Genomic DNA, 13,576 nt, shown 5'->3' with positions numbered 1-13,576 from the left:
ACAATCCGTTTTGCTTGTCACGTGCTTTGAGAGGCTTCATCTCTGGTATATTCGCTTACGGTTTATGCAATATCTTGAAGGATGTACGGAATGCGACTGGCATTGGAAAGCAATATCTTTTTCTGGGCTATTGAATATGTTGCGACGTTCTGCTGCGGATTGCTGGGAGGCCTTTGTGCCGTCAAGAAGAAGTATGATTTCATCGCCATCATGATTACCGTCTGGCTCACTGGTCTGGGAGGCGGTATCATTCGTGATGTGTTCTTGGGTATCTTCCCACCGGTGGGCGTGTCGGACAAAGGTCTTGTCATCACAACACTGCTGGCGAGTGCCACCGTGGCTGTGATTTATCCAGAAGTCGATCGTCTGGGTTGGTCCATGATCATCCTTGATGCCTTGGCGCTTGGTCTGTATTCGGTCAACGGCACGCAGAAAGCCCTTATCTACAACACTTCTGGGATGACTGCCGTGTTCATGGGGTTGATTACGGCCATCGGTGGAGGCCTCATCCGAGACATGCTGCTTAATGAGGTGCCTGCCGTTATTAATGATCGCCGTTGGTATGTTCTTCCGGCCATTTTTGGCAGCGTGTTGACTGTTTTTGTTACCCGAGCCTTTCAATCTGGCCGTATCTCGTTTCAGTGGGAAGTTGGATTCGAGGTCCTTATCGTGGTTTGTGTTGTGGCTTTGCGTGTGCTTTCCGTGCATTTCAATTGGCAGGTTCCCGGTGCGGTACGGCGCGATCGGGTATTGTTGCCCAGTGGCAAGAAGAACTCCGAAGAACAATGAGTTTCTGTGCTGTTTTCCGTTAAATCTGTTGGTGTTGGCAGGCAGGTTGAGATGCTGCTGGGCTCCGGTCTTGCGAAGTTAATCGCGCAAGCCTGTCTATTGATGTAGTGGGATTGGCATCCTCTAATCGTAGTGGTTCGCCGGAACTGTCTGAGCAATAAGAAAAGTCCGGTGGTTGCAAACGTAGCATCTGTTTGCAACCACCGGACTTACTAACTAAAGGCTGTTGGCCTTCAAGCCGTTCTCACATCTTGTTGATGGCAACTGCGAGGTTGGACTTGCGGTTCGCGGCCTGATTCTTGTGAATCACGCCTGCGCTTGCAGCCTTGTCGAGCTTCTGACCGGCGATCTTGTAGGCTGCCTCTGCTGCAGCCTTGTCACCGGACTCGATGGCTTCACGAGTCTTGCGAATCGCAGTCTTGAGACTGGACTTCACCGACACGTTACGCTTGTGCGCCTTTTCATTGGTCAGCACGCGCTTCTTCTGCGACTTAATGTTTGCCACAATTTCTCCAAACAACGTTTTCTATAAGGACATACAAAGAGTAAGAATAGCACTTAACGACGATATTTACTACTTGCCCACCTCGGTCGGTAGAATAAGGGGTATTCGGAGAAAGTATGCGGACGATTGGTCCGTGTTACAGGAATGCTTGCGTGTAAGGAGTGACGTTCAGTGACTGAGGCGAACAACAAACCGGGATTCACCGATCAATCGCTGATTCGTAATTTCTGCATCATTGCGCATATCGATCACGGCAAGTCGACCGTCGCTGACCGTATTCTTCAACTTTCCAGCATTGTTCCGCAGCGTGAGATGCGCGATCGCTTCCTCGATCGCATGGACATCGAGCAGGAACGGGGCATCACCATCAAATCGCAGGCTGTGCGAGTGCCGTGGACTTTCGAAGGTCGTGAATACACGCTCGGTATGATTGATACACCGGGCCATGTCGATTTCACCTACGAGGTCTCTCGTGCCTTGGCCGCATGTGAGGGTGCTGTTCTTCTGGTTGATGCCACACAGGGGATTGAGGCGCAGACCCTTTCGAACCTTTACATGGCGATTGACAACGATCTGACCATCATTCCTGTACTGAACAAAATCGACCTACCCAGCGCAGAACCGGGCAAGCATGCCGACGAAATCGCCAATCTGTTGGGTTGCAAGCCTTCGGACGTGCTGCGTGTGTCTGGCAAAACGGGTGAGGGTGTCAAAGACCTGCTCGATCAGATCGTCCTTGAGATTCCAGCACCAACAGGAAAGAAGGAAGCTCCTGCGCGAGCGCTGATCTTCGATTCCGTCTATGACTCCTATCGCGGCATCGTTACTTACATCCGTATGGTTGACGGCGAACTGAACCGTCGTGAAAAGGTACACATGATGGGCATAGGTATGACGCATGAGCCCATCGAGATAGGTGTGATCAGCCCCGATATGGTTCCGACCAAAGCGCTCGGTGCCGGTGAGGTCGGTTACATCATTACCGGTGCAAAAGACGTGAGCCAGTCCAAGGTGGGCGACACCATCACCGCCGCGGCTCATCCGGCGAAGGAACCGTTGCCTGGCTACCGCGACCCGCATCCGATGGTCTATGCGGGTATTTTCCCTATCGACAACGCCCAGTTCCCGGAACTGCGCGATGCTCTTGACAAACTCAAGCTCAACGACGCTGCACTTACCTACGAACCGGAGACCTCAGTGGCTTTGGGTTTCGGCTTCCGGTGCGGGTTCCTCGGGCTTCTGCACATGGAGATTGTAGTCGAGCGACTCAGCCGTGAATTCGGTCTCGACCTTATTTCCACTGCTCCGAACGTTACTTATAAGGTGACGTCCGAGGACGGCACCCTGCATGAGGTCACCAACCCGAGTGAGTTTCCCGATGGAAAAATCAAGCAGATTGTGGAGCCGATGGTTGCCGCAGACATCATCGCCCCCAAGGAATTCATCGGTTCGGTTATGGAACTGTGCCAGGACCATCGCGGTGAGATGGGCACCATGGAATACCTGAGCACCGAGCGCGTTGAGATGCACTATCGCATACCGTTGGCCGAAATCGTCTTTGACTTCTTCGACCAGCTCAAGAGCCGCACCAAAGGCTACGCATCACTTGACTATCACGAAGACGGCGAACAGAGCGCCGATCTGGTGAAGGTCGACATCCTCATCCAGGGAGAGAAAGTCGATGCGTTCAGTGCAATCGTTCACCGTGACAAGTCATACGGCTACGGCGTAATGATGACCAAGAAGCTGCAGAAGCTCATTCCTCGACAGCAGTTCGAGATCCCGATTCAGGCGGCCATCGGTTCCCGTGTCATCGCGCGTGAGACCATCCGTGCGCTGCGCAAGGATGTGCTCGCCAAGTGCTACGGAGGTGACATCACCCGTAAACGCAAGCTGCTCGAGAAGCAGAAAGCCGGAAAGAAGCGTATGAAGATGCTTGGCCATGTCGAGGTGCCGCAGGAGGCCTTCGTTGCTGCGCTCTCCACTGGAGAAGCCGGTCCCAACGCTTCGATAGACATTGACACCAAAAACAAGATTCGCGCCGCGGAAAAAGCCGTCAAGTAGATGGTTCACTTCATGCGATTCGCGGGATGGTGCTTTGGTCTTCATAAGACATCTGCAATGTGTAAGGTGTCGAAAAGTGCTGTAACGTAAGCGGAGATTGAAGGAATTGGATCCATGAAACTCAGTGAGGCGACTCGTGTACGACATGCGGTGAGGCGTTATACGGAAGAACCGATTGCGCAGAATGTTGCCGATGAGCTTGAAGAAATCATCCTCCAATGCAACACAGACGGCGGTCTGCACATGGAGCTGAAGCTCAATGATCCTGCAGCATTCGACGACTATTCCACGGCATACGGCGTATACAAGAACGCTCGTAATCTGGTCATCATCGTTTCGGATGGCACTCCGGACACCGATGAGCGTTGTGGTTATTACGGGGCGCAGGTTTTGTTGAAGGCGACCCAGCTGGGACTTGATACCGCTTGGATCCGTCAAGTTGATCAGCCGCTTGCCAAGGGCGAGTCGGAAAGCGACGAACCGTTGAGGTTCGCCATAGTTCTGGGCTACGGCGTAGGCCATGGACACCCGCATCGCTCCAGAGATTACGATCAGGTCGCGTCTGTGCCGGAAGGGATGAGTGCTCCGGACTGGTTCCGGAACGGTGTGGAAGTTGCTTTATTGGCACCGACTTCTTTGGGGCAGCAAAGCTTCACTTTTGTTCTGCAATCGGATGGCCGCACGGTTGAAGCCAAGCCCGGCCCCAGTACCTGCGGTTATACCGATTTAGGTATCGCCAAATACCATTTTGAAATAGGCGCAGGTCCCGAAGCTGGTTTTGGTTGGGCTTGAGGTGAGTGGTGCCTGGCATGTTCAAGGCGACTGGAATGACGTGAAAATGGCGTGGATTTGATGTCTAAGGGAGCACAATGAGCGGGCAGTTAGTGGTGTTAGATAATAGGTTCGATCTGGCGTGCGGGCTCAGCTCGCAGTATGACGTTTTTTTCAGGAGGCGTTATTCCGAAACGTCGGATGTAAAGTAAAACTGATGGCAAGCGGCCGATATGGCCCGAGGGCTAAAGGGTCTGACCATCTGGGATCTGGTGTTTCTCGCTGATCATGTTTGTCGCGGGAACCTGCGCGGGCACGGTGTAGCGTGGGTCGAACGCAGGGATCGGTCGGTTCCTTGGTGCGACATCGAAACGTTTATCGGTATGGTCGTTACTGATTTATGTTATTCGTATGTCGATCATCCTGTAGTATGGCGCTACGAAGTTGGATCGGGAAAACGGACACCTTCTGAGATGCGGACCCAGGTGGCCGAACCGTTTCGCTCAGTACAAGAGGGCTTCCAGGCTTGTTCGACAATTGCGAGAAAGAACTGCCGGACCCGTTCGTCGGACATGCAACTTTTACTCAGGTTCGGCAGATACTGAAGAACGAGCTCTATATGTTCGAGCGTGTTTTCGGAAATTATCTTGCTGAAAAGCAAAGTGATCCGGAATAACGTAAGCGTGCAGCCTACTACGGTGCTGCGATGCTCGGAGATGCTGATTCCTTGGAAGCGCAGTGTCTTGAGAGCGTAGCATTCTTTCTTTCACAATTACATGCAACCATTTGATTTGGCCGCGTTGAATGTCTCTGAAATGCGCAACATTCATGGAACACGCGACGCTCCGATTCTGGGAATCAACCTTATCAGCCGTGCACAGATGGGTGAAGGCGGTGAAGGTGTAAATACGGCATACGCCGATCCCATTCGTGACGAGCGATATCCCTTACCAAGAGCTTCCGCGAGCTCGAATAGCGTGAGCCTATGTCATACCACGATATTCTTGACCCCGGGAGACGGGAAGCCGCTTGGTCTCATCTGGATATTCGTACATGGCATGGGGATACGGATTACATGTACTTCAAAACGATTTTCGATTCTGTCAACTTGTACGACGGCTCGGTAACTCTGGAATTTCTGTACACGAGAGGAGAACACGAGGATTCGGTTCGGTCTTCGCTCAACGAAAGCATCAGAAACGTCATCTCCAGATATGCTCAGGATGTGCCCGAAGCCGATAGACGTACCGATTTGCTGACTAAAATGGAAATCGAAGGCCGTGTGACCATAAGCCCGCTGCCGGAGTATGGCACTTAGATTTTCTGGCAACGTCGCGTAATATTCATTGGCCGACCTTACGTTGAGACCGGTGCTGTTGGCGACAGGTTCGCTCGCGGCCTACGTGTCCTTCGCGATTTCCATAGGGTTTATCCCGGTCGCCTCGCCGTGTCCTCAAGCACGGTCAATGGCATCGACAACGTTGTGGTTCTGGTCATAGCGTTTACCTCAGGAGCTTGGTCTTTTGGCGCTTCGGTGATGACCGGTCCTGTCGCGACCATCGGCAAGATGCTCTGCGGCCGATGGTATGTGGACGCCGTCGATCGAGCCATGAGCATCGGTACCTATGCCGATAGTTCGTTGAATCTCGGAGGCGGGGGCATATCCGCTGGTATCGTTGCATTGTTTGCAATTACCCTCGTCTGTGTTGGATTGAATGTCACTGTGCTCAAAAGAGGTGCCGTGTCAAACAGATCCTGATTTCGGCTGGCATGGGTTGCCGGTAGGGTTGTGGGCTATGTTCGAGGTTTATGTCCATGTGCCGTTCTGCTACCGTCGGTGCGGATATTGCGATTTCAACACCTATACGGCGAGTGATTTGGGCGGTGGCGCATCGCGCGGCAATTATGCCAACCTCGCCATTAATGAGATGTGTTTGGCGAGGAACTGGCAGGAACGGCATGGAATCAGTGAGCCCGCCGCCTCTACGGTGTTTTTCGGGGGAGGCACTCCGACGTTGCTGTCCGCTGACGATCTCGGACGAATCCTGCATGCTGTCAAGGAAATTTGGGGTATAGAGGATGGAGCGGAGATCACAACCGAAGCCAATCCCGATACGGTCGACGAGCAATACTTGCAGACCTTGGCGGATGCCGGTTTTACGCGTATTTCATTCGGTATGCAATCCGCTGTGCCACATGTGCTCAAAACGCTCGACCGCACGCATACGCCTGCCAATGTCACCGCAGGCGTGGAGGCTGCGAACAACGTGGGTCTGCGTTCCAGTGTCGATCTGATTTACGGTGCACCGGGCGAAAGCGTTGACGACTGGCGCACATCCGTTGAAACCGCGATCGAATTGGATGTCAATCACATTTCGGCATACGCGCTGACCGTTGAACCGACCACAAAAATGGGACGGCAAATCAAGACTGGCGTCATCGCTAAACCGGATGACGACGATGAAGCAACAAAATATGAAATTGCCGATAAGCTGTTCATGCGGGCAGGTCTGCAATGGTATGAGATTTCGAATTGGGCGCGTCCCGGTTATGAAAGCCGTCATAATCTTGGATACTGGCGCAACGTCGATTGGGCCGGTATAGGTCCGGGAGCACATTCGCATTATCGGACCTCAAACGTCGGTGCGTGGCATGATCATGTCGACGCTGAAACTTGCGGTATTGATGATGACGGATTCCGTAAAACCGATGGTTCTGAGATCAATCGGGGGCCAAAGCCGAACGCAGTTGATGCCGATGAGCGTGACGCCGGGCAATTTGGGGTGCGGTCCTGGGATATCGCACATCCTCGCAAATGGGCCGAGTCGATACATGCGGGCGACATGCCGTGGCAGGGTAGCGAGGCCGTCACGCATGCAGAGAATCTCGAAGAGACGGTTATGCTTGGATTGCGCGTTCGCGAAGGGATTGATGTTTCGCGAATCGAACAGGCTTCCGGGCATACGGTTGACCGCGCGAAACTTCATGAAATGGAACTCTCGGGCCTGATCGAAATCAGGGACGGTGACCGTATTGTTCCAACGTTGCGGGGGCGTTTGCTTAATGATACGGTCATTGAACAGGTCCTTCGAATCTGCGGTTGGTAATCGGAAAAGATCGAAAACTTATCCTGTCAACTCAACATCCCAATAATTTATGTCCACTATGTGGAAATTTTTACCCGAAATCGAATCTTGATACATTCCCGACATCACATGCCGCTACTCTATGAGAGCATTTGCAGCTAAGGTTATCGGTACTTGGAAGCTAGAGGTGATTGTGGTGGCGCATAAAAGTCCGCTCGATTTGACGATTCATTCGGCTCAGGGGTTGTATGACCCCGCGTCCGAACATGATGCGTGCGGTGTAGGCATGGTCACCACGTTGAACAGAAAGCCGGAACGCAAGATTGTCGATGACGCCATCGAGACGCTCATCAATCTCAACCATCGTGGTGCCGTGGGATCCGAGGAAAACACTGGTGACGGAGCCGGAATCCTGATGGCGATGCCTGACGAGTTCATGCGAAGCGTTATCGACGCGCAACTGCCTGAAGCTGGAGGGTATGCCGCCGGTATCGCATTCCTGGATCGTGATCAGGCGGTCACCAGCGAACAGAAGCGACAGGTCGCCGATATCGTTGCTCAGGAAGGTCTCGACGTTCTGGCATGGCGCACCGTGCCGACCAACCCAGACGGTCTAGGGCTTCAGGCACTGGCCTCGATGCCGGCGTTCGAAATGCTCGTCATCGCCGCATCGGACGCAGAGACGCAGGATGCTATCAATGGGCTGGAACTGGACCGTAAGGTGTTTCGAGTTCGCAAACGTGCCGAGCATGAGGCAGGAGTGTATTTCGCATCGCTTTCAGCGCGTACCATCACCTACAAGGGCATGCTCACCACCATGCAGCTTACCGGTTTCTTCCCTGACCTCACCTCGCCTGAGATGAAGACCACGGTGGCAATCGTCCACTCGCGTTTCTCAACCAACACGTTCCCCAGCTGGCCGCTGGCCCAGCCGTTCCGACTTATCGCCCACAACGGCGAAATCAACACCATTCAAGGCAACCGAAACTGGCTTTCCGCTAGAGAAGGCAAGCTGAGCAGTGATTTGCTTGGTGAACTTGTGCCCCTGCTGCCTATAGCCACCCCCGGATACTCCGATTCGGGTACCTTTGACGAATGTCTGGAACTACTTCACCTTGCGGGTCGAAGCCTTCCACATGCAGTGCTCATGATGCTTCCGCCCGCTTGGGAGAAGGACGATTCGCTGGATTCGGATGTGCGAGCCTTCTACGAGTACAACAATTCGCTGATCGAGCCTTGGGACGGTCCTGCCGACATCGTGTTCACCGACGGCACCCTGGTGGGCGCACAGCTCGACCGCAACGGTTTTCGTCCGGGCCGCTGGCAGGTTACCGACGACGGCTATGTTGTTCTGGCGAGCGAAGCGGGTGTACTGCCCGAAGTCGCCCAGGAGCGCATCGTCTCCAAAGGCAGGCTTGAACCGGGCAAGATGTTCCTCATCGACACCGCAGCCGGTCGCATCGTTCCAGACACGGAAATCAAACACCAACTTGCGACGCAGCATCCCTACCGTCAGTGGATCGAGGGCAACACCGTAAGCCTGAACGAGTTGCCGACACGCGAGCATGTTCGCCATTCCAATGTTTCTGTCGTCCGTCGACAGCGAGCTTTCGGCTACACGCTCGAAGATTTGAAGATTCTTCTGACACCGATGGCCAATACCGGCAAGGAACCGCTCGGCGCCATGGGCAACGATGCGCCTCAGTCCGTGCTGTCGCATCGCAGCCGCATGTTGTTCGACTACTTCACCCAGAAGTTCGCACAGGTCACCAACCCGCCTTTGGATTGGGAGCGCGAGGAAATCGTCACTTCGCTCACCTCGACGATCGGCCCGGAGCCCAACCTGCTTGAAGATATCGAACTGTCCGCCAAAAAGGTCGTCATTCGCGACCCGATCATTGATTCTGATGAGATGGCGCAGCTGAAACGTCTTGACCGTGCCAAGGTGCTCGACGGCTATTACAAGCCGTTCATCGTTCATGGTCTCTATCAAGTCGCCGGAGGCGGCAAGGCTTTGGAGACTCGTCTTGAGGAGATTTTCGACGAAGTCGACCATGCCATCGCCGACGGCAAGAACTTCATCGTGCTTTCCGACCGTGATTCCAACCACACGTGGGGTCCAATTCCTTCGTTGCTGCTCACCAGTGCGGTTCAGCATCATCTTCTTCGCACTCACAAGCGGACGCAGGTTTCGATGGCGGTCGAGGCGGGCGATGTTCGTGAGGTTCACCATGTTGCACTGCTGATCGCATACGGTGCCGCCTGCGTCAATCCGTACCTCGCCTTCGAATCGGTCGAGAACCTAGCTCATGAAGGATTCCTTGATGTGGAAGCTAGCGTAGGCGTGGAGAATCTGCGCAAGGCGCTCTCAATCGGTGTACTCAAGATTATGAGCAAGATGGGCGTCTCGACCATCATGAGCTATCGAGGTTCGCAGCTTTTTGAGGTTGTGGGTCTGAACCAGAACGTCATCGACAAATACTTCACCGGCACCACCTCGCGTGTGGGCGGCATCGGTCTCGATGAAATCGCCGAGGAAGTGGCCACCCGTCACCGCGTTGCCTATCCGAATCAATGGACGGCGACGCCTCATAGCAGGTTGAGCGTCGGCGGTCAGTACAAGTGGAGAAGAACGGGCGAGGACCACCTCAACGATCCGGAATCAATATTCTTGCTGCAGCAAGCCACTCAACGCGGCGACTACGACTTGTTCAAGCAGTACTCCGCACACGTCAACGACACATCCAACAGGCTGATGACCCTTCGCGGACTGATGAAGTTCACCGGCAACCGTAAGCCGATACCCATTCAAGAGGTGGAGCCGGAGACTGAGATCGTCAAGCGTTTCTCGACCGGTGCGATGAGCTACGGATCCATTTCGCAGGAAGCTCATGAAACGCTCGCCATCGCGATGAATTCCATATGTGCTCGCTCCAACTCAGGAGAGGGCGGCGAGTCCGACGACCGCATCAACGACCCCATGCGTTCCAGCCGCATCAAGCAGATTGCTTCGGCTCGTTTTGGTGTCACCAGCGACTATCTGGTAAGCGCTACCGATTTGCAGATCAAGTTGGCACAGGGGGCCAAGCCCGGTGAGGGAGGTCATCTTCCCGGTGCCAAGGTGCCACCATGGATTGCCGCCGTACGTCATGCAACGCCCGGTGTCGAGCTCATTTCGCCGCCGCCGCACCACGATATCTATTCGATCGAGGATCTTAAGCAGCTGATTTACGATGCGAAGATGGCCAACCCCAAAGCACGTATCCACGTCAAGCTCGTTTCCGAGTTCGGTGTAGGCACCGTGGCAGCCGGTGTGGCGAAATGTCATGCCGATGTCGTGCTTATTTCAGGTTGCGACGGCGGTACTGGTGCAGCTCCGCTCAATGCCATCGAGCATGCTGGAACGCCTTGGGAGATCGGACTTTCCGAAACGCAGCAGACACTGATTCTCAATGGGCTGCGCTCGCGTGTCGTCGTGCAATGCGACGGCGAGCTCAAAACGGGTAGGGATGTGGTCATCGCGGCGTTGCTGGGTGCGGAAGAGTTTGGGTTTGCCACTACGGCGCTGATGGCTGAAGGCTGCGTCATGATGCGCGCCTGCCATCTCAATACATGCCCGCAGGGCATCGCCACCCAGGACCCTGAGTTGCGTGCACGCTTCAACGGCAAGCCGGAGTATGTAATCAACTTCTTCATGTTCATTGCCCGCGAGGTGCGCGAGATTCTGGCGCAGCTTGGTTTCCGTTCGATCGACGAAGCCGTCGGCCATGTTGAATGCCTCAACCAGGATGAAGCGGTAAAGACTTGGAAGGCCAACGGTGTTGATTTGACCAACATTCTCGCACAGCCTGGCCCGACGCCGGGAACGATCCTGCATCAGACCGAGAAACAGAACCACGAGCTTGAAAGCGCGCTTGACAACGAGCTGATCGAACTAGTCAAGCCGGCACTTGATACCCGCGAACCTGTACGTATTGACCTGCGGATTCGCAACGTAAACCGTACCGTGGGAACCATGGTCGGCTATGAAATCACCAAGCGATATGGGGCCGAAGGGCTGCCGGACGACACCATCGACATGACCTTGCGCGGTTCCGGCGGACAGTCCATTGGTGCGTTCATTCCGCGAGGTGAAACCCTGCGCATTGTTGGCGAGGTCAACGACTACGCAGCGAAGGGACTTTCTGGCGGTCGTGTAATCGTTCGTCCTTTCGGTGGCCAGTTGAACTTCGACCCACACACCAACGTAATCGCCGGCAACGTTACTGGCTTTGGCGCCACCAGTGGTGAAATGTACGTTGGCGGAAGGGCTGGCGAACGATTCGCCGTGCGCAACGGCGGTGCTACATTCGTCGTCGAAGGCGTGGGAGACCATGGCTGCGAGTACATGACCGGTGGGACCGTTGCGGTTCTAGGGCCGACCGGCCGTAACTTCGGTGCGGGCTTCTCAGGTGGACATGCCTATGTGCTCGACCTTGATATGAGCAAGGTCAACCCCTCGGCACTTAAATCCGGCTCACTGATCTTCGAGTCGTTGAATGAGTCCGAGTCGCAACGGGTGCAGCAACTGGTTCGTACACATGCCGAGGAAACTGGATCGGCTTACGCCCAGGCATTGCTGGACAACTGGGAAGAGTCTCGTTCTCGCTTTACTCATATCGTGCCCAAGCAGTTTGTTGCAATGACAAAGGCCATGGCACAGGCAGAGGAAAACGATGTCGATTTCAACGCCGTCGGTGTTTGGGATCAAGTCTATGAGCATGTGATGGAAGGAGTAGACTGATGAGCGATCCCAAAGGATTTTTGAAAGTGCGCACTCGTCACGAGGCGTCAAACCGTCCCGCTGGTGAACGTATCCGTGACTGGAAGGATGTTCATGCCCAGTCCGGTTTCCAACCATGGACCAAGGAACAGGCCGCACGCTGCATGGACTGCGGCACCCCTTTCTGTATGACAGGGTGCCCGCTGGGCAACATCATTCCCGACTTCAATGATCTGGTTCGCCAAGGGAAGTGGGAGGAAGCCTATCAGCGCCTTTCCATGACCAATAACTTCCCGGAAGTCACCGGTTTGATCTGCCCTGCACCTTGCGAACAGGCATGCGTGTTGGGTATTCACCAGCCTGCAACCATGATCAAGGCCGACGAGCAAACGATAATTGAGCAAGCTTGGCAATACGGCTATGTGCGTCCGATGCCGCCACAACGCCTAACGGACATGACGGTGGCCATTGTGGGATCCGGGCCTGCCGGACTTGCATGCGCACAGCAACTGACTAGGGCCGGACATACTGTCGTCGTCTACGAACGGGATGAGGAAATAGGCGGACTCATGCGCTACGGCATCCCCTCGTTCAAGCTTGACAAGCATCTGATCGATCGTCGAGTAGAACAAATGGAAGCTGAAGGAACGGTGTTCCGCACTAATACCGAAATCGGCAAGGATATTGCATGGGATGAGTTGCGCTCGCGTTACGATGCCGTGGTTGTGGCAATCGGTTCAGGTGTGCCGCGCGATGTCCCCGTTCCTGGTCGAGATCTTGACGGTATTCATTTCGCCATGGAGTACCTGCCGGACGCCAACCGTAGATGCGAGGGCAAGGATCCGATTCACGGCATCGATGCCAGAGGCAAGAAGGTCGTTGTCATCGGCGGTGGCGACACCGGATCGGACTGCTTGGGTACCGCAATCCGTCAGGGTGCTACAAGCGTTACCGTCCTACAGATCAATCCGAAGGAACCTTCGGCGCGTCCCGACAACCAGCCGTGGCCGACGTACGCTCGATTGTATCAGCAGACCACTTCTATGGAAGAGGGCGGAACCTATGAGTACAACACTGATACTGTGGGCTTCGTCGGACTCGATGAAGTGAATGCGAACGGTCGATTCAATCTGGATGACACAGGATTGGCCTGCGGTTTCGTCGCCGGTGACACGGGGCATGTCACAGGCGTCAGGGTGGTTGACGTGCACCCAGACGAAACCGGCGTGCGCCAGCGCGTTTCGGGCACGGAACGAATCATTGACGCCGACCTGGTACTCATTTCCACCGGTTTCCTTCATCCCGACACGGACACTCTGCTTGATCAGCTCCCTGTTGAGCTTGACGGGCGTGGTAATGTTGCACGAGGGCGCAAATTCGAGACCAGTCAGGACGGTGTTTTTGTGTGCGGTGATGCCGGTCGCGGTCAAAGTCTTGTTGTTTGGGCGATTGCCGAAGGTCGAAGCTGCGCATCAGCCGTTGATTGTTTCTTCAACGGCACCACCGAGCTTCCCGCTCCGATTATGGCAACACAGCGACCGATGGCGCTTCCCAGAATCTGATTGTAGCGACTTGGCAGGGGCTAGACTAAAATTGGTA

General features: G+C 54.6%; 9 protein-coding genes. 8 read left to right on the top strand and 1 reads right to left on the bottom strand.

What is annotated here, in order from left to right; all coding sequences use genetic code 11:
• The first annotated feature begins 90 nt into the window (after positions 1 to 90).
• Positions 91 to 789 (top strand): trimeric intracellular cation channel family protein, encoded by a 699-nt coding sequence (locus tag GA0061077_RS02580; protein WP_091847334.1) that lies wholly within the window; start codon positions 91 to 93, stop codon positions 787 to 789.
• 244 nt (positions 790 to 1,033) lie between these two features.
• Here the strand turns inward: GA0061077_RS02580 and rpsT are convergent, their stop codons facing one another.
• Positions 1,034 to 1,294, bottom strand: coding sequence for a 30S ribosomal protein S20 (gene rpsT, locus GA0061077_RS02575; protein ID WP_091847333.1), 261 nt, complete (start codon positions 1,292 to 1,294; stop codon positions 1,034 to 1,036).
• Between the two features lie 171 nt (positions 1,295 to 1,465).
• Here rpsT and lepA point away from each other — a divergent pair, with 171 nt between their 5' ends.
• From lepA to GA0061077_RS02540, 7 genes are all read left to right on the top strand, one after another.
• Positions 1,466 to 3,358 carry a translation elongation factor 4 gene (gene lepA, locus GA0061077_RS02570; RefSeq protein ID WP_091847332.1) on the top strand — a complete coding sequence of 631 codons (1,893 nt, stop codon included), beginning with the start codon at positions 1,466 to 1,468 and terminating at the stop codon, positions 3,356 to 3,358.
• Positions 3,359 to 3,472: 114 nt separating this feature from the next.
• Entirely contained in the window at positions 3,473 to 4,150 is a 678-nt protein-coding gene (locus GA0061077_RS02565) for a nitroreductase family protein (protein WP_091847331.1), read from the top strand.
• A 964-nt stretch (positions 4,151 to 5,114) separates the two neighbouring features.
• A complete protein-coding gene (locus GA0061077_RS02560; RefSeq protein ID WP_091847330.1) occupies positions 5,115 to 5,447 on the top strand; it encodes a hypothetical protein in 333 nt (110 codons plus the stop codon).
• A gap of 129 nt (positions 5,448 to 5,576) precedes the next feature.
• Entirely contained in the window at positions 5,577 to 5,888 is a 312-nt protein-coding gene (locus GA0061077_RS02555; RefSeq protein WP_091847329.1) for a hypothetical protein, read from the top strand.
• A gap of 37 nt (positions 5,889 to 5,925) precedes the next feature.
• Positions 5,926 to 7,236, top strand: coding sequence for a radical SAM family heme chaperone HemW (gene hemW / locus GA0061077_RS02550; protein ID WP_091847328.1), 1,311 nt, complete (start codon positions 5,926 to 5,928; stop codon positions 7,234 to 7,236).
• A 175-nt stretch (positions 7,237 to 7,411) separates the two neighbouring features.
• Positions 7,412 to 11,998 (top strand): glutamate synthase large subunit, encoded by a 4,587-nt coding sequence (gltB, locus tag GA0061077_RS02545; protein ID WP_091847618.1) that lies wholly within the window; start codon positions 7,412 to 7,414, stop codon positions 11,996 to 11,998.
• Complete coding sequence (locus tag GA0061077_RS02540) at positions 11,998 to 13,539, top strand: glutamate synthase subunit beta (RefSeq protein ID WP_091847327.1); 1,542 nt, start codon at positions 11,998 to 12,000, stop codon at positions 13,537 to 13,539. Before gltB ends, GA0061077_RS02540 begins: the two co-directional genes overlap by 1 nt.
• Positions 13,540 to 13,576 lie beyond the last annotated feature (37 nt).

Origin of the sequence: Bifidobacterium commune, assembly GCF_900094885.1 — a bacterium.
In the GTDB taxonomy this organism is placed as follows: domain Bacteria; phylum Actinomycetota; class Actinomycetes; order Actinomycetales; family Bifidobacteriaceae; genus Bifidobacterium; species Bifidobacterium commune.
This window is presented reverse-complemented; position numbering and strand designations above follow the sequence as displayed.